Source organism: Nocardioides jiangsuensis (genome assembly GCF_019679455.1).
GTDB classification, from domain to species: domain Bacteria; phylum Actinomycetota; class Actinomycetes; order Propionibacteriales; family Nocardioidaceae; genus Nocardioides_C; species Nocardioides_C jiangsuensis.
Window position 1 is genome coordinate 1119048 of record NZ_JAIEZQ010000001.1, and the last position, 22384, is coordinate 1141431.

General features: G+C 65.8%; 16 protein-coding genes and 1 pseudogene. 11 read left to right on the forward strand and 6 right to left on the reverse strand.

The genetic code is table 11. The features are described 5' to 3' along the window. Positions 1 to 71 precede the first annotated feature (71 nt). The 9 genes from K1X13_RS05205 to K1X13_RS05245 all read left to right on the forward strand — a co-directional run bounded on the left by K1X13_RS05205 (position 72) and on the right by K1X13_RS05245 (position 14799). Positions 72 to 1379, forward strand: a complete 1308-nt coding sequence (locus tag K1X13_RS05205; RefSeq protein WP_221023918.1) for a tyrosine-type recombinase/integrase — start codon at positions 72 to 74, stop codon at positions 1377 to 1379. 226 nt (positions 1380 to 1605) lie between these two features. Then, a complete protein-coding gene (locus K1X13_RS05210; RefSeq protein ID WP_221023919.1) occupies positions 1606 to 1962 on the forward strand; it encodes a hypothetical protein in 357 nt (118 codons plus the stop codon). After that, positions 1959 to 3230: a hypothetical protein gene (locus K1X13_RS05215; RefSeq protein WP_221023920.1), complete on the forward strand. Its 1272-nt coding sequence runs from the start codon at positions 1959 to 1961 to the stop codon at positions 3228 to 3230. Before K1X13_RS05210 ends, K1X13_RS05215 begins: the two co-directional genes overlap by 4 nt. Before the next feature lie 631 nt (positions 3231 to 3861). Continuing rightward, on the forward strand, positions 3862 to 4302 hold the full coding sequence (locus K1X13_RS05220) for a hypothetical protein (protein WP_221023921.1): 441 nt from the start codon (positions 3862 to 3864) through the stop codon (positions 4300 to 4302). Positions 4303 to 4358: 56 nt separating this feature from the next. Further along, on the forward strand, positions 4359 to 6764 hold the full coding sequence (hsdR, locus tag K1X13_RS05225) for an EcoAI/FtnUII family type I restriction enzme subunit R (protein WP_221023922.1): 2406 nt from the start codon (positions 4359 to 4361) through the stop codon (positions 6762 to 6764). Between the two features lie 39 nt (positions 6765 to 6803). Continuing rightward, positions 6804 to 8264 carry an N-6 DNA methylase gene (locus K1X13_RS05230; protein ID WP_221023923.1) on the forward strand — a complete coding sequence of 487 codons (1461 nt, stop codon included), beginning with the start codon at positions 6804 to 6806 and terminating at the stop codon, positions 8262 to 8264. Further along, positions 8264 to 9904, forward strand: coding sequence for a restriction endonuclease subunit S (locus K1X13_RS05235; protein WP_221023924.1), 1641 nt, complete (start codon positions 8264 to 8266; stop codon positions 9902 to 9904). The genes K1X13_RS05230 and K1X13_RS05235 overlap by 1 nt, the downstream gene beginning before the upstream one ends. A gap of 2265 nt (positions 9905 to 12169) precedes the next feature. Beyond that, the gene (locus K1X13_RS05240) at positions 12170 to 13378 is read left to right on the forward strand and encodes a site-specific integrase (RefSeq protein ID WP_221023925.1); all 1209 of its coding nucleotides are present in this window, start codon (positions 12170 to 12172) and stop codon (positions 13376 to 13378) included. Then, positions 13375 to 14799, forward strand: coding sequence for a site-specific integrase (locus K1X13_RS05245; protein WP_221023926.1), 1425 nt, complete (start codon positions 13375 to 13377; stop codon positions 14797 to 14799). The genes K1X13_RS05240 and K1X13_RS05245 overlap by 4 nt, the downstream gene beginning before the upstream one ends. Positions 14800 to 14807: 8 nt before the next feature. Here the strand turns inward: K1X13_RS05245 and K1X13_RS05250 are convergent, their stop codons facing one another. From K1X13_RS05250 to K1X13_RS05270, 5 genes and pseudogenes are all read right to left on the reverse strand, one after another. Continuing rightward, on the reverse strand, positions 14808 to 16574 hold the full coding sequence (locus K1X13_RS05250; protein WP_221023927.1) for a site-specific integrase: 1767 nt from the start codon (positions 16572 to 16574) through the stop codon (positions 14808 to 14810). A gap of 505 nt (positions 16575 to 17079) precedes the next feature. Further along, positions 17080 to 18089 (reverse strand): annotated as a pseudogene (locus K1X13_RS05255) (IS481 family transposase). 232 nt (positions 18090 to 18321) lie between these two features. Next, positions 18322 to 18756 carry a hypothetical protein gene (locus tag K1X13_RS05260; protein ID WP_221023928.1) on the reverse strand — a complete coding sequence of 145 codons (435 nt, stop codon included), beginning with the start codon at positions 18754 to 18756 and terminating at the stop codon, positions 18322 to 18324. Further along, positions 18753 to 19703, reverse strand: a complete 951-nt coding sequence (locus tag K1X13_RS05265) for a hypothetical protein (RefSeq protein ID WP_221023929.1) — start codon at positions 19701 to 19703, stop codon at positions 18753 to 18755. Before K1X13_RS05265 ends, K1X13_RS05260 begins: the two co-directional genes overlap by 4 nt. Before the next feature lie 346 nt (positions 19704 to 20049). Continuing rightward, positions 20050 to 20616: a hypothetical protein gene (locus K1X13_RS05270; protein WP_221023930.1), complete on the reverse strand. Its 567-nt coding sequence runs from the start codon at positions 20614 to 20616 to the stop codon at positions 20050 to 20052. A 140-nt stretch (positions 20617 to 20756) separates the two neighbouring features. On the opposite strand from K1X13_RS05270, the gene K1X13_RS05275 reads away from it, so the two are divergent. Next, positions 20757 to 21074, forward strand: a complete 318-nt coding sequence (locus tag K1X13_RS05275; protein WP_221023931.1) for a hypothetical protein — start codon at positions 20757 to 20759, stop codon at positions 21072 to 21074. A gap of 32 nt (positions 21075 to 21106) precedes the next feature. Further along, positions 21107 to 21307: a hypothetical protein gene (locus K1X13_RS19815; protein WP_372450668.1), complete on the forward strand. Its 201-nt coding sequence runs from the start codon at positions 21107 to 21109 to the stop codon at positions 21305 to 21307. A gap of 132 nt (positions 21308 to 21439) precedes the next feature. Here K1X13_RS19815 and K1X13_RS05280 read toward each other — a convergent pair whose 3' ends face one another. Continuing rightward, positions 21440 to 22168, reverse strand: coding sequence for an 8-oxoguanine DNA glycosylase OGG fold protein (locus tag K1X13_RS05280; RefSeq protein ID WP_221023932.1), 729 nt, complete (start codon positions 22166 to 22168; stop codon positions 21440 to 21442). Positions 22169 to 22384 lie beyond the last annotated feature (216 nt).

Sequence of the window (22384 nt, forward strand, 5' to 3'; positions counted from 1 at the left end):
CGCGCCCCCGCGCACGGCGCACCCTCCCACTCATAGCCGCCCGCAGGGTCGGCACCAACCAGGAGAAACACATGAACACCACCCCCACCAACCCGGCAGGCAGCTGCGACGACGGCCAGCTCGACACGCCCAGGCCCACCGGCGCGGACGGAACGACCACGGCCGTGACCCGTGCCCTGACCGAGTCCATCGACACGGTGAAGCAGCTGCTGGCGGCTGGACTTCTGGATGCCACTGCGCTCGGGATCGACCCGGGTGCCACCCGGGTGGCCGCGGGGCCCCCCGACGTCGCGACCGACGACGCCGCCAGGCAGGGCAGCCTGCCCACCTGGTTCCTCGTCCCCGGTGAGCCCATCAAGATCCGTGACCTCATGGAGAAGACCCGCCGGGGCCTCACGGTGGACACCCGCCGCGCCTACGGCAGCTACCTCGACTTCCTCGCCAACGGATGGTCCACGACCGAGCCCGGCCAGCCCACGGTGCAGCACTACCCGGGACTGGGCGATCGCTGGGCACACGAGGTTCTGCCCACCGACCTCGAGGAGGCGCTTCGCTTTGTCGAGCAGCGCGCCTTGGAGACCGGCGCCCGCCGTGCTGCCGTCCGTGAGGCGGTCGGCCGCACCCCCATCGCCTCCACAGGCGTGGGCGCCCAGTACAACGCGGTCGGCGCATGGCGCCGCGCCTTCGCGGTCGCCGTCAAAGACCGGCACCTCGCCCGCCAGTTCAACCCCGCCAAGGAGGTCACGAAGCCTCGCAGGATCACCGGCAAGCGGCGACCTCTGACCCAGTCGCAGACCAACGAGTTCTGGGCCGTCATCCGCAACACCGGCAACGACCCGGAGCTCGACGAAATGCTGTGCCTGACCATCATCGTCGCCGGCGCCCGGCGCGAAGGTCTCTTCAACCTCACGCTCGGCGGCCTCGACCGCACCGAGTGCACCGTCCGTCTGGACGAGAAGTTCGGCAAGGTCGTCGACCAGCCCGTGCCCGACTGGCTGGTGGACCTGCTCCACGAGTTCGCGGTCTCGCGCGGGGCCAGTCGCAACTCGGATCCGGTCTTTCGCACCCGACCGAAGGGGACGATGCCCGGCCGACCGATCACCGACCGCAGGCTCGACAACATCTTCCAGCGGCTCCAGAGTCTGCTCCCGTGGGCCGACAAGAACCAGGTCACCGCCCACACGCTGCGTCACCACGCGATCGCCCTCATCGAGCGCGGCTCTTCGAAGGCCGTCGCCACCGAGTTCGCCCGCCACGAGCCGGAGGACACAAACGGCCTCTACGGGCGCGCGAGCGCCAAGGAGGTTGCCCAGGCCGTCATCCGGGTCCACGGCGGGGGGCACCCTTGGGTGAACCGCGACGACGAGGAGTTGGCCTGAGTCGCGAATGACGCTGCGACCCGGCCTCGGCCCGGCACGACCTACCTCGTGCCGGGCCGCGGCTTGGTTGCTGGTCTCCACCGCCCGCCCAGCGAGGCGGCCCGCCGAGGACAGGGGCTTGTGCCCGGTGCAGTCGCCACAACGGGTGACACCCGATCGCTAAGCGATCCGGTGGACTCAAGCCATCTCGAGGTGAGAGCCACCCAAGTGGCCCGCGGAGGGTCCCATGAAACAAACGATCAAGACCGTCGGCCCGGGCATCGGGCGGACCTCCCACCGATACGAGCAGCTCCTCGAGGAGCGCATCAAGATCGGCCGCATCTACGTCGACGCTCTCTGCCACCGCGCCGCGATGGCAGACGCCGAGCGTCTCTTCAGGAACGTGGAGCGACTCGACGGCCAGCTCGACCGGTTCCGCCGGTACAGCCAGGACCAGTTCCGACAGGTCATGCCGGCCGAGGACGACCGGTGGCACGTGCCCGGACAACCGCCGGCCGGGCCCGAATGCCACCTGTGCGCCAAGCAGGACCTGGGGCTGCTCCTGCAGATGGTGCTCCCGGCAGCCGCGGGGAGGGTCGCATGAACCCCATGCCGAACCCCAGTCCGATCCTGCTGCTGAGCCACGACGAGCTCCTCGTTTCTCACCTGTCGGTCAACGACAGACGCATCGTCGAAGCCGCGAAGGCTGCCGCCGAGCGTGGCGACGACCTGGCCACCTGGTGCGTCAACGTCCTCGCGGCCGGCACCGCTGCGGTCACCGCCGCGGGCGCCGGCACGGACCTCGCCAGGGTCGACGCCGCACTCGACCGAGTACGCACCGACGTCGAGGCCGCCCTGCACACCGCGCTTGGTCGCCTCGACGCCACCGTTGCCAAGGCGACCGACCCCACCACGGGCGACGTCGCTCGCGCAGCCCAGGAGGCGGTGAACCGCCTGGCAGCCGGCGTCCAACGGATCCTCACCGGGTCCGACGCCCTGCTCCCCGAAGCATCGAGCAGAGCGCTCCGGCAGGTCACCGACGGAGCCCTCGCCGAGATCCACCGCCTGCTGGACGGGGACCGCAAGCACCTCGCCCAGCTCATCGCCGGTGACCGGGAGCGCGCAGCAGTGGAGATGGCCCAGGCCATCACCGCCCAGAACAGCCACCTCGGTGAGGTGGTCGCCCAGCTACGCGAAGCGCTGGCGGTCAAGTCCGTCCAGGACGCGACTGCCGCAAGCGGTCCTCGCAAGGGAATCGTCTACGAGGCGCAGGTCCACCTGCTCATCCAGGGCCTTGCCGAGGCAGCTGGAGACGGCGGCGCAGACGCGGTCGGCACCGCCGCCGGCACGGACGGCTCCCGCAAGGGTGACGTCGTTGTGGACCTGCGCAGCCTTCCCAACCAGCCGCGCATGGTTGTGGAGGCGAAGAACCGACCAGGCAAGGCTGCGCTGGGATCAGGCCAGTGGGCAGAGGAGTTGGAACGCTCACTGGCGGCCCGCAGCGCCGACGTTGCCGTCGGGGTGTGCCCCATCGACCAGATGCCCGGATCTCGGCAGGTGCTCGTCATCGACAGCAGACGCGTTGTGGTGGCCTGGGATCCGGACTCCAGTGATCACCTCGTCACCGCGGTGTACCTGCTCATGCGTATGTGCGCCGGCTACCAACGTCGGGACGCCGCGGTGTCCCCGGCCGAGCTCGAGCAACACGTCCAGGCGGTGGTCGCTGCGATCGCACCGCTGGACGAGATCCAACGGCAGGCCGTTGCCTGCCGGCGGTCGGCCGAACGGATCGACACGGCCGCGCAGGCGCTCCGCACGGACCTTAAGGCACGGATCGACGCCATGTGGTCCCGCATCGAGGAGGCCGCCTGAACCAACAAGCGCAGTGGCCCGGGGGATCCCGGGCCACTGCCTGTCTGCGGCCGAAACTGCCGGCGCGAACTGTTCTTTGCTTGTGTGACAGCCAGGTCGACCGGGCAGGCGTCGGCTGGGTGTGCTCCGTCACCAGGTTGTTTCCACGTGTGCCCGTATCGCGGCGCCAGTTCGCCACGGCGCCTTGCTCGCGTGGGGCGGGCCCGGCCCTATGGCTTGGCCGGGGACACCGACCAAAGAGAGCGGAGGCCGTACACATCGTCGCCGAAGTCGAGCCCGACTTCGATCGCCTCTACGGCCCACGAAACGACCCCGAGTCGTTCAACTCCCAACTCAAGCCCAACTTGTCGATTGTCGATCGCGCGATGAGCCTGGGCGGACGCCGCCAACTCTTCGACGTCGTGTGCTGCGGCCTCCTCCACAGCGCTGTCAACGCTCGGGCCAGGAGTTGGCTCGCCTGCCCCACGGCGGGACTTCGCTGCCTTTCGTGGTCTCTCCACCAGGGGCGTCCGTCGCCCGGCCCAACTATTGCGTCGAACCTGCCTACTCCGGGTGACGAATGCACCCTCGTGTCCGGTTGCGCGAGCTAGTCTAAAAGCCCACAAACCGCACCGGCATGGGAGCATCGAAGATGGCAGACGCCGCCGACTCTCCAGTGGCATTCGTCATTGCCGTCGAGTGCTTCGAGTGCGGCAAGGACGCCGTCCATGCCGAGACGGTCGCGCCCGGCGCTCTGCCGGTCGGATTCGGCTCCTGGAGTCAGTCAGACAGAGATGTCTTCATTCGCAACCGGTCCCCGCAGCGTTGGCGCTTCATTTACGAAGGCGTCGAGGCAGGAAATGGCCACGGTGATGACATCAAAGAGAGCGAAGCGGCCCTGTTAGCGCACGCTTTCACGGTTCCTCTGACGTACCCAAGGGTGCACACCGCCGGTCTGGACGACGACGCTGGCTTCTGCCCAACGTGCGCGGTCCCCTACTGCTTTGACCATTGGAACTCTCCGGGTCGGGCGGACGGCACCTGTCCGCGCGGACACTGGCGATCTCTCGACCCGCATTGGTCACCGGGGTGATCTCCGCTCCGAGAAAGTGACCAGTCACCTGGAAGTACAACTACGAACGGGGATGCGTGAACAAGAAGGTGCTGAGCGAGTCAGACATCTGCGACCGCTTCGTCACACCCGCCATCAAGGTCGCCGGCTGGGCTACGCACCAGTGGCGCCGCGAATACGGTTTCACCGACGGCAAAATCATCGTCCGCGGGAAGCTGGTAGCCCGAGGCAAGCGCAAGCGCGCCGACTACTTGTTGTTCTACAAGCCGAACCTGCCTATCGCCCTGATCGAGGCCAAGGACAACAACCACTCCGTGGGCGCAGGCGTGCAACAAGGCATCTCCTACGCCGAACAGCTCCAGGTGCCGTTCGTGTTCAGCACCAACGGGGACGGGTTCCTGTTCCACGACCGCACCGGGACGTTCCCCAAGATCGAGCAGAACCTGCAGCTGAACGAGTTCCCTAGTCCGGACGTGCTGTGGGAGCACTATTGCCGATGGAAAGGCCTGGAGACCGACCAAGCCCTGGTGACTAGCCCCAACTACAGCATCGACAATGGCAAGCAGGCCCGCTACTACCAGCAACTCGCCATCAACCGCACCATCGAGGCCATCGCCCGCGGGCAGCAGCGACTGCTCCTTGTGATGGCCACTGGCACCGGTAAGACGTTCACGGCGTTCAACATCATTTGGCGGCTGTGGAAGACCCAGACCGCCAAACGCGTGCTCTTCCTCGCCGACCGCAACATCCTGGTCGACCAGACCATCGTCAACGACTTCAAGCCGTTCGGCTCGGCGATGACGAAGCTCGACCGAAGCCTGGTCGACAAGGGCAACGGCAAGGTCGACACGTCCTACGAGGTCTACCTCAGCCTCTACCAAGCCATCGTCGGCGGGGAGGATCGGGAGACGATCTACGACAAGTTCCCGCGCGACTTCTTCGACCTCATCGTCATCGACGAGTGCCACCGCGGCAGCGCGAAAGAGGACTCGGCCTGGCGCGAGATTCTCGAGTATTTCGACTCCGCCATCCAGCTCGGCATGACCGCCACCCCGAAGGAGACCAACTACGTCTCCAACATCAGCTACTTCGGTAAGCCGGTCTACAGCTACTCCCTCAAGCAGGGCATTGAGGACGGCTTCCTCGCCCCCTACAAGGTCATCCGCGTCGACCTTGACGTCGACCTCCAAGGCTGGCGACCCGAAGCCGACCAGCTCGACGACATCGGGGCGTTGATCGAGGACCGCATCTACAACCAACGGGACTTCGACAGGACCATCGTCTTCCCAGAACGGGACGTAGCTGTCGCCCATCACCTCACCGAGTTCCTCCAGAACACCGATCCGTTCAACAAGACCATCCTGTTCTGCGAGAACATCGACCACGCCGAACGCATGCGCCAGGCACTGATCAACGAACCGGACAACCGCGAACTCGTTCAGGCCGACAGCCGCTACGTCATGCGGATCACCGGGGACAACGACGAGGGCAAGGCCCAGTTGGACAACTTCATCGACCCGAAGCAGAAATACCCGGTGATCGCCACAACGTCGAAGCTGATGAGCACCGGAGTCGACGCGCAGACCTGCCATGTCATCGCCATGGACCAACGCATTCAGTCGCTCACGGAGTTCAAGCAAATGATCGGACGGGGCACGCGACTGCGACCCGACTACGGCAAGTATTACTTCACGATCATCGACTTCCGAAAGGCCACCGAGCTGTTCGCCGACCCCGAGTGGGACGGACCGGCCATCCAGGTGATGGAGGTCGACGACCGCGGCAAGGTCGAGGTAACCACCGAGGTGGAGCACGACACGACACCGATTGACCCCACCGACATCGAGGAGATCTACGAGGGCGACCCTGCCGTCGTCGACGCCTCCGCCGAGGACGACGAAGAGGGAGTCCGCAGGTACACCGTTAGCGGGGTGCCCTTCAAGGTCATAGCCGAACGCATCCAGTACTACGACAAGGACGGCAAGCTCGTCACCGAGTCCCTCAGGGACTACACCCGTCGCGTGGTGCTGGAGGAGTTCACCAGCCTCGATGACTTCCTCAATAGATGGAAGGCAGCTGACCGCAAGGAGGTCATCGTCGACCTCCTGCGCGAACGCGGCGTCATCCTCGAAGCGCTCGAGAACGCCTTCGCCCGGGACATCGACGCCTTCGACTTGATCTGCGCAGTGGCCTTCGACCGGCCCCCGCTCACGCGCCGAGAGCGAGCCGAACACGTCAAGAATCTTGACGTCTTCACCAAGTACGGACCCCAGGCACGTGAGGTCCTCGGAGTTCTGCTCGACATGTACGCCGACCACGGCATCGACTCCATCGAGAAGATCGATGCCCTCAAGGTCGCGCCCTTCCCCGAACTCGGCACCCCCGTACAGATCGTCAAGAACTTCGGCGGTCGTGCTCAGTATGTCGGGGCAGTGAAGGAACTCGACGAGGCTCTCTATAACGTCAAGAACCCAGCCAGCTAGTCACCGACGCAGATCAGCCAGGAGCCTCACCCCGTGTCCTTGTCCGCCACCATCAAAGCCCTGCAAGACATCATGCGTAGGGACGCCGGCATTGACGGCGACGCCCAACGCATCGGACAGCTCGGCTGGCTCCTCTTCCTCAAGATCTATAGCGACCTCGAGATCGAGGCCGAGCTCGATGACGTCAACTACGAGTCCCCCATCCCGCCTGAGTTGCGCTGGGATGCCTGGGCCGACGCGGAGACCCTTGGCAAGGACGCCCCCACCGGTGACGCACTCCTCGACCTGGTCAACAACCAGCTCTTCCCGACGCTGAAGAACCTCGATCTCGACACGCTCACCAACAAGCAGCGAAGCCGCGGCGCACTCCTCAGAGCTGCGTTCGAGGACGCCTATAACTACATGAAGTCCGGCACGCTCCTGCGCCAAGTCGTCAACAAGATCAACCAGGACATCGACTTCAACGACACGAAGACCCGGCACCTGTTTGGCGACATCTACGAACAGATTCTCAAGGGGCTCCAAAGCGCCGGGAACGCAGGCGAGTTCTACACGCCACGAGCCGTCACCCAGTTCGCGGTCGACATGATCGACCCCCAACTCGGCGAAACCGCGCTCGATCCCGCAGTCGGGACGGGCGGGTTCATCACGGCGGTTTACGAGCGGCTCAAGCAGCAGGCGTCGACCCCCGCCGAATTAGCCCTGGCGAAGGAATCCATCCACGGCGTGGAGAAGAAGGCACTGCCGCATCTGCTTTGCGTGACGAACATGATGGTTCACGGCATCGAGAATCCGTCCAACATCAGGCACGACAACACCCTCGCACGGCCCCTGAGGGACTACACCACGAAGGATCAGGTCCACATCGTCGTCACCAATCCCCCGTTCGGCGGCATCGAAGAGGATGGAATCGAGACCAACTTTCCAGCTGCTTTCAGAACCCGAGAGACCGCGGACCTCTTTCTCGTTCTTGTTATGGAGCTGTTGAAGCCCGGAGGAAGAGCAGCCGTTGTCTTACCTGACGGGACCCTCTTCGGCGAGGGGATCAAGACGCGAATCAAGAAAAAGCTGCTTGAGGAGTGCAACCTTCACACGATCGTTCGCCTGCCCAAAGGCGTCTTCGCTCCCTACACGACGATCAAGACAAACATTCTGTTCTTCAACAAGGGTGAGCCCACCAAGGAAACCTGGTTCTACGAGCACCCGTACCCAGACGACTACAAGAGCTACTCGAAAACCAAGCCCATGCGAATCGAGGAGTTCACTGCTGAAAAGGCGTGGTGGAATGCGAGGGAAGAGAACCCGCAGTCCTGGAAGGTTCCCGTAGAGGACATCGCCGCGGGCGGCTACAACCTCGACATCGCCAATCCGAACGTGGGGGACGACAAGCACGAGGACCCCGAGGTTCTTTTCCAGCGCTATGCCGAAGCAAGAGACAATGTCGAAGTCGCACGCGAAGCTCTCCGCGCTGCCCTCGCTGAAGCGCTGCTGAGGCGCTGATGGACGCGCAGGACCTCCTCGAGAAGTTCGGCACCGTTGCGGAGGCCCCCGGAGGCATCCAAGGATTGCGTAGCTTGGTGCTCGATCTGGCTATCGATGGCCAACTTGTGCCTCAGGACCCGGCGGATGAACCGGCAGACCTGCTCGTCGAACGGCTAGTTCAGTCGCGAAAGACTGCCCAGGACGCGCTCCGGATACGCGGACACGTATCAACAACAAGGGCGGCGAGGCCGAAGACAGCAACCAGGGTGCCGGAGGGTTGGACTGAAGTAGTCCTTGGCGAGACATTCCTTGTTGTGATGGGCAACTCGCCGCCTGGTGACTCTTACAACCGGACGGGCGAGGGCGTTCCCCTCATCAACGGGCCCGTGGAGTTCTCGGCGGAGCCCCTGGGACGGACACTCACCTCACAATTCACGACCGCCCCCACCCGCATGTGCCTTGAGGGTGATTTGCTGGTGTGCGTGCGCGGGGCAACGACCGGCAGAACGAATATCGCGGGCTCCAACGCCTGCATCGGCCGTGGTGTGGCTCTAGTCAGAGGCTGGGAGGCCCAGGACTTCATTAACATCGTCATGTGGAACCTCGGCAGCCAGCTCCTTGCGGCGGGGAAGGGAACCACGTTTCCGAGCATCTCTTACGACGATCTCGCCAACCTTCCTGTCAAGATTCCGCCTCAGCCGGAGCAAGAGCGGATCGTCGCGAGGGTGGACGAACTGTTGGAGTTGTGCGACAGGCTGGAGGCCGCGCAGAAGCGCCGGGGTCACGCCACTGCCCAGTTTCGAGCCTCAGGCCTTGACGCCCTAACCGCGGCCAGGACCGCCGACGACCTGCAGCGAACGTGGGGGCAAGTCAGCATGAGGTGGCCAGTCATCACTGAGCAGCGGGAGAGTGCCGCCGACGTTCACCAGGCCATCCTCGAACTCGCGTTGCGTGGAAGGCTGGCGGGGCAAGACTCAGGCGACAGTCCCGCATCGGCCCTGCTACCCGGTAAGCGACGCCATCCTGTTGTGGAGCCGTACCCGATCCCAGCTGGCTGGACATGGGCGCGCTTCGACGAGGTCGCGGAGAGCCGCCTCGGAAAGATGCTGGATAAGGCCAAGAACACGGGTCCCGCCCGGCCCTATCTCAGGAACGCGAACGTCCGCTGGTTCGGCTTCGACATCTCGGACGTCTACGAACTCAGGCTGGAAGACCGAGACTTGGATGCCTATACCGTGCGCGAGGGCGATCTGGTCATCTGTGAAGGAGGGGAACCGGGACGCGCTGCAGTGTGCGATGCCAGCGTTGAGGGCATGGTGATCCAGAAGGCGCTTCATCGAGCGCGTCCACGACCGGGGATCAACGCCTGGTATCTGGCTTACATGCTTCGCTGCTACGCGACGAGTGGTTTCCTCGCGTCCTTTTTCACCGGTGCGACGATCAAGCATCTGACCGGCCGATCTCTCGGTGCCGTCCCCGTGCCCTTGCCGCCTGCCTCGGAACAGTTGCGGATCGTGACGGTGGTCGACGAGCTTGGGGCGAAGTGCAACGACCTTGAGCGTGCAGTTCTGAGGTCAGACCGAGCACACATGGGCATTGGCCTTGGAGCGTCCCGATTGTCCGACCTTCGCGGCGGCGACCGGCCCGCTGACACTTAGCGGCGAGCAGTCCGGGAGACCCGGGCATGCCGGGCACCAGGTCAGGTCGTCGCTCTGAGGGGCACTACTCACAACACCTGCGCCACTTCCACACGCCAGGCCGAGCGGCTGCCCTTCGCGGGTGAAGCCGCATCCCCGGAAGCGCCCCGCTACTCTGTGCGTGGGGGACCGCCGCGCGGTTATCCCGAGGGTGGTCCGGATTAAAGTCCCGATCCCCGGTGGGGGCAGGGGACTCCGTAGGCGACATTGAAGACGTAGCTGCCTCCTGAATGACCTGCGTGGCCGCTTGACCTGACGGCGTTTTCGCCTGGCGACCACGACGAATACCCGCAAACCCGGCGCGGAACTACGTGGCTCCAAGCGTCATTGTGCGCTGGGGCGCGTCACCGGTCGGCAGCTCCAAAGAACCGAGCGACGGCCGCGTCCAGCATCTGCGCGCCAGGCTGATCGCCCTCGAGTCCAGGTTGTCGAGCAGGTCGGCGGCCAGGGCCGCACGTCGGGGTCGCCCGGCGACCGGCGACCGGCCAAAGTTGCCGCGGCACGCGCACCACCACCGCGGAGTGAGCTGTGGACGAGCGCAGTTGCAATCCCTCGACCAAGTCAGCCCAGTGGTGCTCGCGTAGATAGACCCGCGGCACACCTGCAACGCGGACGAGGTCGGCACCGACGGCGATCGCCGCCCAGGCGCCGGGGCAATAGCCCGGGTCAGCAACCACCGCTTCACCGCTGCTGAATGCCCTGCGACCGGGTGCAGTTCGCGCGTGCTGTGAGCAGTGAGCGCCACCGCGACGGATCCATGTTCGTCGCGGGCAGCAGCCTCAGAACTGAGCGCACCTGACTACGCGCGGAGGGTTGAGTGGCTCTGCCGAGCCGCCATCGAGTAGGTCCAGCAGCCCCAGGCGTGGGCAGGGCTAGAGGCGACTGACCACCGGTGAGTGCACTCTCAGCCGGTCAGGTCCGCCTCGTCGACCAGCCGCCGGCCGCTGAGCTGCCGTCCAGTCAGTCGCCCGGGCGCGGAGCATCTGCCTGACCCGGAGTCGCCGACAGCCAGACGCGCTGCAGCTTCCCGCACGCCGATCTCCACTATCGCCTGCTTCTCGTGGCAGGGATGACCCTGTCGCCACATCCACACTGTCGACGCGCGTTTAGGGAATTATCCCGCCCACGGGACACTTTCCTAAAACAATCCGAGATATGGCTGGGCATCGCGCGGCTTCGTTGGGTTGGCCGCGATCTCTCCGGTCGCCCCGCCGATGCAGCCCGCCCCGACTGTGGCTTGGCTATAGGTCGCTATATCGCGGCCCTTCTATAGAGATCATTCGATGCCATGACCATGCCTATGCGCACACCCACCTACGGGGGCCTATGGCTGTGGCGGGACGCGCCCAGCGACGGTGCGACGTCTCCCGACGCCGACGGTTCAATGAGTGCCTGAATCCGCCATTCACATTTATCCGCACACCCAAAGATGCCCGTCTTCGTCTGGCTCGGCCCAAATGGGACACCCTCAGTAAGATCCCCAGACTCAGCGAGCGCGGCAGAGCGGCGGCGAAACGCTAGGCTTGCCCGGCAACGGTTGGACTTTCCTCCTCCTCCGTTCAGCAACCATCACCGGGTCGTGCTCTAGGTCTACGGCAAGCAGCACTACGCGCCCCCCAGGGCGCTGCCAGCCCAACCCTGTACGGGCAGATGATCGCCGGGGACCGCCGACTACGGCTCGCCGGCCACGAGGTCTACCGGTTCGACGGCGCCGAGCTCACGAGTGCGGGGCCCACGACTTCGGAGTCACGTCGAACCAGGGTCGCAACCAGCCTGAGATAGGGCACGAGGTGCCCAGGCCAGATGCCTCACGACACGAGCGGACGCTTCGGTCAGCCTCCGCATCCACCTGGTGGCGCCCCCACAGTCCCGCCGGACTGTCGCTCAGCATGGCAGGCGGAAGACCTCGGTACTACACACCACCCATCGTCGAAGACTGGAACGGCCTCGACGCGGGCATCAACGCGTTCATCCAAGAGTTCGGCAAGGCGCCCGGCACCGCTCGCAACCATGAGGTTGGTTGGGCGATCTGGGAGACCCACTGCCAGGACTTGGATGTCGCCCCGCTTTCGGCGCCGTTCGGCGCCGTTCGGCGCCTTCGAGGCTCTGCTGCTCCGGCGTCGGGGCGATGGCCACCCCTACATGCGGGGTTCCCACGACACCGTCCTCGCGGCAGTCAGTGCGGCCTACGCGGATGCGGGAGTCGTACCTGCGCACAAGGACCCTGTGAACGTCGGCGCGTGGAAGACCCTGATGAAGGGGGCGACTCGCTATGCCAACGAGCGGAAGAGGGCGCACCCCAGTTCTGCCGAACAGTGGGAGGTCGAGCCCCTGCTTCGCGACGACGCCGTTGCGATGCTCACCACCACGCCGGTCACCACGCCACGGCTCGACGCCTGCGTCGCAGCCGTACTGCTCGCCATGGATGGCCAGATGACGGCGCGGAATCTGGCCCACCTCGAGGTCGACGAGGTTCGAGACCTGCGCGACGGCAGTGTCCGGGTGGGAGGCCAGGAGTTCCCGTGTGACCATGTTGAGCGGATGCGGGGAGTCCCGTGGGACTGCACCGCCTGTGCAGTCCGGGCAGTGGTGACCCACCATCCGGGCACCGGCACGCTGCTGGCCGCGGCTGCCGGCGGCGACCCGGTGCCCGCAATGAGCCAGCGGCTCTCTGCACTCCGGGATCGCGTGTGGGCAGGCGTACCGATGGATCGGAGCACCAGCGGCTGGCGGAGCACTCGCCTCACGCCGGGGAGCGCCCTCACCGACTGGCAGGCTGCTGGGTTTCGTAGGGCGTGTGTGCTCATCGTCGGACGGCGCGGAGAGGCGGGAACGTGGCTGCGCGCTCGCGCTTGGACTGCGATGGCGTGGAGTTGCGGCTTCCGCATGTGCGGCGATCTGCTGCGGCTGAGTCGAATGGCCGTCTCGGCCGACCCCACCGGGGCGGGCTACCGCATCGATCTCGCCGGGACCAAGGACGACCCGCGTGGCGACAAGCTGGTCGTTCGCCCGCTTGCATGGGGAGACGGTCCCGTCTCGGTGGCGAGCCTGGTGGCCGAGTACCTGTGCGTACGGGACGCAGTCCACGGCCGCGGTGGGAACTTGATCGTCAGCGACGTTCTGAGCAGAAGGGACGCGGCCGGCCGCGGCGTCGCCGATGGCGGTCGCGGTTGCGGGGGCGGCACCGGCACGGCCAAGAGAGACTTGCGGGTGCTGTGCGAGCTCGCCGGTTTGTCTGATCGGCGGTACTCGTCGTACAGCACCCGCAAGGGCTTCGCGGAGCAGGCTCACAGGGACGGATGGAGCGTGGAGGAGATCCGCGACGCGCTGCGGCACCAGACGTTGGGGGTGACCTTGAACTCCTACCTGGCCGCCAGCGCGGCGAAGGACGTCTCCACCAAGCTCATCCGGAACCTCGCCGGGTCCACCGCATGAGCCGCGCCGAGGCGCGCGCCCTGGTTGCCGCCGAGATCACGAACCAGGAACCGACGCGCAACAGCCGGGACGCGACCCGTGTGTACGAGGTCTGGTGTGCGGCCAACGACCAAACAGTGTTCCCCGATGCTGCTATTGCCGAGCAGCAGCTTCTGCGCTTCCTGCATAGCAACCGCCTCGAGCACGGCTGGTCGTGGGGCACATGCAACAACTACGCACTCGGGATCGCTCAGAGCTACGAGCGAGACGGCCGTCCCGACCCGAGGGGATCACGCATGAAGGCATGGCTGCTGGCAGTCAAGCGACAACAGGCCGGAGGGCCGGCTACGCCGCGCACCGACGCCCTCGGCGGGACTCAGATCCTCAGCGCGGTGGCTACGCGGTCCAGTGGGCTCGAAGGGCACAGGGTGGCCCGGCTGCGTGGCGTCATCTCGGTTGCCGAGGCGCTCGGCGTCGACCCAACGGCATACGGCACGGCGCTCCAGCGGTTGCCGCGGTCCGCCTTTTCGGTGCGGGAGGAGGACATCGTGGTCACCGATGCGACCGGCCGCAAACACTTGCTGGACCGTACTGCGCAGCCGGAGTTCTTCGCCGCGCTGACGGCCGCGCTGGACCACGCGGGCGACGTCGACCTTCCACTGTTCGACGCCAGTGACGCATCAGACAGGCCGTTGACGGTCAGGGACACCCGATCTCTGCGCGCAGCCTGGGACCGGGCCACCCCCCGCGGAAGCGCACGAGTCCAAGTGCGGGTCGCCTCGTGGCGCGAGGCCTTCCCGGCCAGCGCGCCGACCGACCGGGTGTGGTGGCTCAGGTGCGTCGACGAGGAGTACGAACGGCGCGTCCAGGATGTCGCCTATCTGCTCGTCGGGATCCAGACCGCTCTGCGTCACCAGACGATGAAGCAGATGTCGCTCGGACACATCGCGACCACGACCACCGGATACGTCCACGAGATCGCTCCGAAGGAGCACAAGGGAGGACTTCAGTCTGTCGCGCAGGGAGGCCGCCGGCGACGCCTGACGAAGTTCGTCGATCACCTCGAGCGCAGCCCGCTCACCTGCCCGGCCCACTGCCCGGCATGTGCCCTCGGCACGCACCTCGCGCTCCGCCGTCAGCGCGGCGCCACCGACACCGACCCGGTGTGGGTGACCCAGCACGGCCGACCTTTGGCCCTGGGACCCGCGAACCGCAGGCTGCAGCAGCTCATCGACGCGCCGACCGACCTGTGCGACGGTTGGACCCAGAACATCGGGACCCGGTCTCTGCGGGTCACCGCCGCGACCCTCGCACGCCAGATGGGGATGACCCCCACCCAGATCGCCGAGACCGTCACCGACCATGCGAACGTGGCCACAGCCGAGCTCTACATCCGGCGGGTCGACCCGTTCAGCTTCCAGCTAGCACTTCCGCTGACGTAGTTCCCCTCTCAGGCAGCCTGCCTACCGATCTGGCCGAGGAGACGGCGTGACGCGTTCTGCTTGGCCTCGCGCGTGAGGCGGACGTACTCCATCACGATCTGGGGGCTCTTGTGCTTGGTGACGCCCATGATCTCCGGGATGCTCATTCCGGCCATCGCGGCCTCGGTGACGAACCCTGCCCTCAGGCTGTGGGCGCCGAACGGGTTTCGCTCGTGCTGCTTCGGCTTGGCCGTGATGCCAGCAGCGATGGTGAGCCGCTGGACGATCTCGTTGATCCCCTCACCGGGTAGCCGGGTCAGGCGGTCACGACCGTTGAGCCGGAGGGTTCCCCCGCCGCTGAGGCTGACGAAGACCGGCTCGTTGGGCAAGGGGGTCCGACCCAGCGCGGCGGTCAGTTGGGTGTGCCACTGGCGCAGCGCGGTGGCCGGGCACGGGGTGCCCGATCCGGTCTCCGAAGGCGGCGCCCACACGGAAGTGCCGACGCCCTCCTGGTCGGTCTTGGACTTGCGCAGGATGACCTCGACCCCGTCCTCGCCGTGGTCGACGAGGTCGGACCAGTTGAGCGCGGACAGGTTGCTGCGGCGCAGCGCGCCCCAGAAACCGGTCAGCAGCAGAGCGCGGTCGCGAGCGCTCTGGAGCGGTGTAGCCAGGGCACCGTCCACGATGACCCGCGCCAACTCCCGATCGCTCAGCCCGGGGGCCGCGGCCCAGCCCCCGGCCGGAGCGGCGGCCTTGTGCACGGCCAGGTGCAGCGCCTGCCGGGTCAAGGGCGTGCCGCTCGCGTGGGCGAACACCCGGTCGAGGCGGGCGGAGATCGTGCGAAGGCTCCGCAAGGCGCCGACCAGGCACAGGGCCGGGTTCGTCGGATGGGCCGCCACGACGATCTCCCGGGTCCGGCCGTGGCGGTGTACGGGCGCGAGTTCCAGGGCGACAGCGTCCGCAGTCAGGGTGACGTCAGCCCATGACAAGGCTTCGAGCTGGCCAGCTGTGGCTTCGGTGCGCGCCCGGAGCAGGAGGGCGCCGCGCACGCGCTGCGCAGCCAGCGTGCGGCCGGTGGTCGCTTCGAGGCAGCGCAGCAGCAGGTCGTGGGTCAGGGCGCGCTTCTGGTGCTGCTTGGCGGAGAGGAAGGTGCGCCGCAGGCCGCGCATCAGCTCTCGGACACCCTCGTTGTCGCCGGGCTTGGGCATTCCGAGGAACTCGGCGGCCTTGTTTAGGGACGCCAGCCGGAGCTCCACGGTGCCGACCATGACCGCGTTGACGGCGTTGCCGTCCTCGTCTCGACGCACCTCGTCGCTCATCTCTTCCCAGGAGAAGGCGTAGTCGATGAGGTGGTTGGCCACGTTCAGTGGGTCGAACGGCAACGCCGGCACGCCCTCGCGCCGGCACCAGTTCCGCCATGCCGTGACGCCGTACCCGTAGCTGTGCAGGGTCGAGTCCGCGAAGGCGCTGGCCCGTAGCTTGTCGAGCATCCTCGCCCGCTCCAGGCGACGCGTGTCGCTGGGGGCCAGCCCGGACACCTCGGCGTGCTTGGCCGGCACCAGCCGGCCGTTCTCCAGGTAGGCGTCGAGGACCGCGTCGATGAGATCCCCGGGGAGCGCCTGCTGGTCGTCTTCGATCAGTTCTGCCTCGACGACGGCGATGGCATCGCCCACCTCGGTCAGGTCGCGGTCGTGCCGATCGTCATCGGCCGCCATCAGGGCGACCAGCGCTCCGGGTCGCAGTCCGGTCTTGCCGCCGCGGATGCCGCGGCTCGGCTGGGTTTGCGTGTGGGACATGAGGGACCTCCAGTGTCCGGAGCCCCGGACCGTCGGTCCGTCGAGGGCTCGCGTCGCAGGGTGCGGGGGAGGCCGCGGCCGGCAATGGGTCGGTGACTGTCAAGCAGTGCTCGGCAAAAGACCCGTTAGCAAGGCCACGGCTTGACACTGAAGGTCCGATGCCCGGCCGCCGAGGCAACCAGGTGCGCTGGCAGCCCGTCGATCGACGGGTCCGCAGGCTCGGCCGGCGGATCAGGTTGACTGTCAAGCAGCAGCGCACCAGCGTGCCTCTGTCACCCCCACCGTGGCGGGACATGACTGCAGAGCCGTTGAGCGCTCGCCCGCCAGACAACCGACCGTGCAACGAGGTCACTTACCCTCGGAGGCCTGCTGGGCCTTCGCGGCTGCGACCGTTGCGCTGCGTGCTGCCTTCAGGAGCTTGTCGAGTGGTGCGAGGGTCCTCTGTTTGGCGAGAGTGGACTGCTCCCTGACCCGGATCGCGGCGGAGTAACGCACTTCCCAGCGGCTAGGTGTGATGTCCAGCCAGGTTGTCCAACCTGGTGATGGGTGAGCGTTTCCCGATGGCCGAGTGGGGCCGGTGGTAGTTGTACAGGTGAATCCATGCTGGCAGGGCGGCGAGTCGGGCGGTTTCGGAGCGTAGAACTTTTGAACGCCCAGCCCTCGACCAGGGTGCGGTGGAACCGCTCGATCTTCCCGTTGGTCTGGGGTCGGCAGGGCCGGGTTCGCTTAGCGGTGATGCCGACTCGGCGCAGGTGTCGCGCCACAGGAACGACCGGTAGGCGCCGCCGTTGTCGCTCAGCACCCGCTGCACTGTCACGCCACGTTCGGCGAACCAGGCGACCGCGTTGCGCAGGACGGCCGCGGAGGTTTCCTTGGTCTCGTCGTCGTGCGCCTCGACGTAGGCCACCCGGGAGTGGTCGTCGATGACGGTGTGCAGGTAGCAGGTCCCCAACAGCGGTTGGTGATACTTGCTGCGGGCGGCGCGGGTGCGGGCGGCCACCGTCGCGGCGCGGTTCTTGTCGCCTTGCTGGCGGCCGACGTAGCGTCAGCCGCCGCCGTCGGGAACCCTGCCCAGCTTCTTGACATCGACGTGGATCAGGTCGCCGGGACCTTCGTGTTCGTAGCGGCGGATCGGCTCACCGGTGGCTCGGTCTACATGCGTGAGCCGGTTGAGCCGGCACCGGACCAGGACCGCGTGCACGGTCGAGGCCCGCATCCCGAGCCGGTCGGCGATCTGAACCGGCCCCAGCCGGTGCTTCCACCGCAGGTGCACGATCTTGCGGACCATCGCGGCGGTGTCTTGTTTGGCTGATGGTGGGGCGCCGAGGACCGGTCGAGCATCCCCGCCGGTCCTTCGTCGCGGTAGCGGGCCGCCCACTTCGCTGCGGTCTTCCAGGACACGTCGTACCGTTCGGCCGCTCGGGCAGGTGGCCAGCCGGCCTCGACGATCAGACGCGCCAACCGCAGCCGGGCACACGGCGTGAGAGCAGCGTTGGAGTGGGTAGCGTGGGACACGAAAACCTCCTGGTGGGAGCGGTTCCTTAGACAGCTCCCCTCCACATCGGGAGGTCTTCACTCATCTACGACATCAGATCGTGTCGTCAAAGCTTCTCGACCAACGTGGCTGGACATCACAGCTAGATGTAGTCCCACATGTCGAGCCAGTCGGGCTGCTCTGGCTACATTGCGTGCGGAGCGTCGTCGCTGGTCGCATCCTGATCTTGGTGTCGATGGCCGACGCAGGGGGTTACATCTTCCAGGTGCGGTCAGGCTGCTTGAGCTCATTGACGACGAACTCGACGTTCCCGAGGTCCTTGAACGGGCTCGACTTGGCGAGCTCCGTGATCGAGTCGAGCAAACTCGCAGCCGTCGCGGCATCATTGCTGCGCATCGCGACGTCCAGGTTGTCGAACAGGCGCCGGAAGTTCTCGCGGCGTTCGTCGTGGGTCAGCTCCAGCCCGCGGAGAAGTACGTCGCGCTGCGAGACGATGCGTTCCCGCTCGGTTGCTTCCCAAGCACGGATCTCTTCGCGCCGCGTCGACTCTTCCTGGATGACCTTGACCCACTGATCTGCGGCGTCGACCATCTGGGAGAGCACCTGGCCCAGGTTGCCAGCCTGCACGGCCTTGCTGGCGGCAGAGGCCTTCTTTCCCAGTGACGTGATGTCCGGAACTTCACTCATGAGTACTTCTCCACGATCTTGATCGACACCTCAGTGAGTTGACCGGTGTCAGTATCGAGAACGGGCGTCTCGATCACCTCACCGATCGCGGTCACGAGTTGCAGCGCTCGAACGAAGTCCGCGCCGTGAACGTCTGGATCGAAGTCGAGCGATTCAAGCTCGTCGATCGCGTGCTCCGTCCGGATGACCAGCCCGGAGAGAACAGCCTGCAGTTCACTGATACGCGTGTCGACGCTCTCCAACAGTGCTTTCGCAGTCTCCATGTTCTCAATCGAAACCGCGATCTTCGCTGCGTACTCCCGCGCCTTGGTCTTCCGCTTGGCACCGACGATGCCGACAGTGATACCCGTGATGAACGCTGCAGGAGCGATCATGATCAGGTTCAGAACGATCGCACCCGCAGCCATGCCACCGCCCCCTGCCGCAAGCGATCCTCCCCCGAGCCAAGCAAGGGTCGCGTTTGTGGCAGCCGCCCCGGTGAGACCACTGATGGCAGTACCCGTGCCCGCCGCTGCAAAGGTTGTCACACCCCAGAGTGCGGCGCCCTGTGCGCTGGCCGCCGCACCCAGAGCCCCGAACCCGCCGATGAGCCCTGTTCGCGCTTGTTCGACGTCGAACTTCAACTTCGGCAGCGAGGGCACCGCAACTTTGACCCCCGCGACGACCTTGCGGTCGAGTCGCTCGACAAGGTGCTCGTTCTTCTCAAGCCACGCGGCGAACCGACCGATCGTTTCGGCTTGAGCGCGCAGTTGGTCCCTGCCGTAGTCCTCCGCGATCTTGTGCGTACGGCCCTGGCAGACCTCAACAGCGGCAATGGCCAGCTCATGGTCTCGTTGCGCCGACTTCACCGTCCGATTGGCCCGGACCAGATCGGTGACGCCCTTCCCGGCCGCGCCGACCCCTGCAACTATCACGGCGGCGAGCGGAAGTACGAGTGGTGCGACCAACGCTGTCTCCGATCGAGGGTCTACGGCGCCTCAAAGATACAGGCGGGGTCCGTTTCGCATGGGTGGAACGGCTCAGGTCACACCCGGCTCCAATGAGCCGAGCGGGTCGAACCACTGACGCAGTCGAGCCGCGTCGCGGGGGATGTGAACGGTCAACGAATCCTCGATGCCGGCTGCGGTTCAGCGCACTCGACATCGAGGTCATGGAGGCCCCTCCCCGAAGGGAAACATGAGGCTCCGACATCTGGCTCGCGGTTGACGCGGGTGTGCCCGTGAGGCGGCGGTAAGACGTACATCATTCGGCGTGGTTCAGCTTCGCGGATCGCAGCATGCGGATGCCTTGAGTTCAGTCCCCGAGGAGCTTGTCGTCCGCCTGGGGAACCGTGCGTCTCGGGTTCGCATCGACCTCGGTAACGTCGTGAGCCTGGTTGATGTGGAAGTTCAGCCCCGCAGCATCGCTGAACCAGAGTTGGGTGCCCACGACAGCCTCGACTCCTGGTGTCCACCGACCCATCGGCGCCTCAATCCGGGGGGCCGACACGCTTAGTTCAACGCCCGGCAGCATTCGGCCGATGTATTTGGTTTGGATCAGGTCGTCCATCGGATTGCAAACTTCGGGCGACAGCATGAAGTCGAGAAATACATGGTTGATCACACGGTCGCTGCCATTGAGCACCACGGCGCTGTAGACGGCCTTCCGCGTGGTGCCATCCGTCGAAACCGGCCCATGGGAAATGTCCCCGACATGGACGTGGGTCGCCTGACGTCGTCGCTCCGCACTCTCGCGGCGGATCTCGCTCATTTGCAGCTCGCGACGATCCTCGCCCTCGCGCTTTAGCAGGTACAAGGCTCCGCCAGCGGCCGCTATGGACCCGCTCGCCCCGAACCACTCCGCCAACGTTCCGGGATCCATGCTGGACATCATGCCGAAGGAGGAAGGTTTTCACTAATAGGACGCATATGGGGTGGCTGCAGTCCCTAGTTCGTGAACCGGTCCAGCGCACTCGTGCATGGCCTGCCAATGGTGAGATGACGATTCGGCATGGAGTATTGATGATCGCGCTGTCCCGTGCATCCACACTGGAACTCGGTCCAGCTCGTACCGAAGCAATCTGGCTCTACGCCTTCTACGGCGACGACCACGCGTGGTCGGAGCTGGAACTGAGTCCCGCCTTCGACGGCCAGCCTCTGTATGTTGGCGAGGCGGAGAGGAGTCTCAACGGACGTGACGTGGGTACTCACAATGCCGCTGGCAAGACAGGCTCGTCGACTGTCCGACGCAGTCTCGCGGCTTTGCTCGTGAACGAGCTCGCTCTTGTTGCCGTGCCGCGCACCTGGCCAAGCCTGGTGGCAGCGCCAACTTCGGACTGAACGCGGCAAGCGAGGCGCGCCTGAGCAGCTGGATGGAGCAGCGGCTTTCATTGGCGACTTGGAGCAAGCCTGAGGACGCCTTCCTTGACGAAATCGAGACCGCGGTCGTGCGCCGACTACGACCCCCGCTGAATCTCGACAGGTCGGGGAGCCCAGAAAGCGACTCCGGGAAGCCAGGAAGCACATGGCAGACACCGCGAGAGCTTCGCAACCTCGTGTTGGTCCGAGCGTGACCGCGGGGCCCGGCCCCGCGATGTGACCGAATAGCGAAGTCGCGACAGAAGGACACACCTTCTCCGTCCCCGTAGATGTGCCGATACGCGGCCCGAGGGCCTTCCGCGAGCACTCCTCCCGGGGCTCGCTATCTAGGGCTGAGATAGCAGCCCGTCAAACAGGGCTCGCTCGAACATGTCCGCTGTGATGTCGTGTTCGCTGGCGGCCGCCCATGACTCCAGCAGGGCGCAGTAAGACACGTAGGTGTCCGTGTACCAGTTGTAGCTGAACGAACGACCCCGGTACGTCGGCGCCATGCTCCAGCCCAGTGACCAGAGACTGCGCGCCACCCGCGCGTCGAGAATCAGGCAACGAGGAGTGGAGTCCTCGCTTGCGAAGTAAAGGAACTTGCTGAAGAAGGCAGGACCGAAGTGGGGTATTTTGGCACCCCCGCGCCGGATGAGTGTCCCGTAGGCGGTTCTGGGGTCGGAGCCGCGCGCTGCGTCGAAGGCAAGCTTGAGCAATGAGATGTGCTGCTTGCATGAGTCGATCCGGCGGTCATTATTGCGCCGCGACGTGCCGCTTCCCCAAGCCAGGACGTGCCACAGAACGGCGAGCAGCGAGTCGTCGTCGCTCACGTGGTCGGCCATTTGAAAGAGATCACTACGCGTGAGCACAGGCTCACCGTCTGCACTGCTCGGCAGGTGGATGGTGACGCCACGTTTGATCCACCACTCAGGCTTCAGTTGCGCGCGGCCGAATCCATGGCGGTCGATGTATTCGGTGCGATCGGTCGTGCTCAGTCTCGCCAGCAACGAGTCCGGTGGAGTTAGATCGGCAGGGGTGGTCCGGGTGAATGCTGGCGCACGGCGGCTGCTCATCGTCCTCCCTCCGCGAACGTGAATAGTGACCTTGGAATAGCGCTGGCAGCGTACGGAGGTTTCCCAGCAGGGCACAACGACGCTTCTGACCCAATGGGCCGCAGCGATCGCCGCTCAAATGGGAAGTTCCACAGTCCTTAAGCAGCGAAATCAAAACTTGGCGCGCTGACGCGGCGCAACGACGCACGCCCGACGCGCCAGGGAATCGTACGCGCG

Excerpts from the sequence above, each read along its gene's own strand:
- K1X13_RS05275 (WP_221023931.1), top strand. The coding sequence starts at position 20,757 with ATGATCGCGCTGTCCCGTGCATCCACACTGGAACTCGGTCCAGCTCGT.
- K1X13_RS05215 (WP_221023920.1), top strand. The coding sequence starts at position 1,959 with ATGAACCCCATGCCGAACCCCAGTCCGATCCTGCTGCTGAGCCACGAC.
- K1X13_RS05245 (WP_221023926.1), top strand. The coding sequence starts at position 13,375 with ATGAGCCGCGCCGAGGCGCGCGCCCTGGTTGCCGCCGAGATCACGAAC.
- K1X13_RS05205 (WP_221023918.1), top strand. The coding sequence starts at position 72 with ATGAACACCACCCCCACCAACCCGGCAGGCAGCTGCGACGACGGCCAG.
- K1X13_RS05250 (WP_221023927.1), bottom strand. The coding sequence starts at position 16,574 with ATGTCCCACACGCAAACCCAGCCGAGCCGCGGCATCCGCGGCGGCAAG.
- K1X13_RS05270 (WP_221023930.1), bottom strand. The coding sequence starts at position 20,616 with ATGGATCCCGGAACGTTGGCGGAGTGGTTCGGGGCGAGCGGGTCCATA.
- K1X13_RS19815 (WP_372450668.1), top strand. The coding sequence starts at position 21,107 with ATGGAGCAGCGGCTTTCATTGGCGACTTGGAGCAAGCCTGAGGACGCC.
- K1X13_RS05235 (WP_221023924.1), top strand. The coding sequence starts at position 8,264 with ATGGACGCGCAGGACCTCCTCGAGAAGTTCGGCACCGTTGCGGAGGCC.
- K1X13_RS05280 (WP_221023932.1), bottom strand. The coding sequence starts at position 22,168 with ATGAGCAGCCGCCGTGCGCCAGCATTCACCCGGACCACCCCTGCCGAT.
- K1X13_RS05260 (WP_221023928.1), bottom strand. The coding sequence starts at position 18,756 with ATGAGTGAAGTTCCGGACATCACGTCACTGGGAAAGAAGGCCTCTGCC.
- K1X13_RS05220 (WP_221023921.1), top strand. The coding sequence starts at position 3,862 with ATGGCAGACGCCGCCGACTCTCCAGTGGCATTCGTCATTGCCGTCGAG.
- K1X13_RS05210 (WP_221023919.1), top strand. The coding sequence starts at position 1,606 with ATGAAACAAACGATCAAGACCGTCGGCCCGGGCATCGGGCGGACCTCC.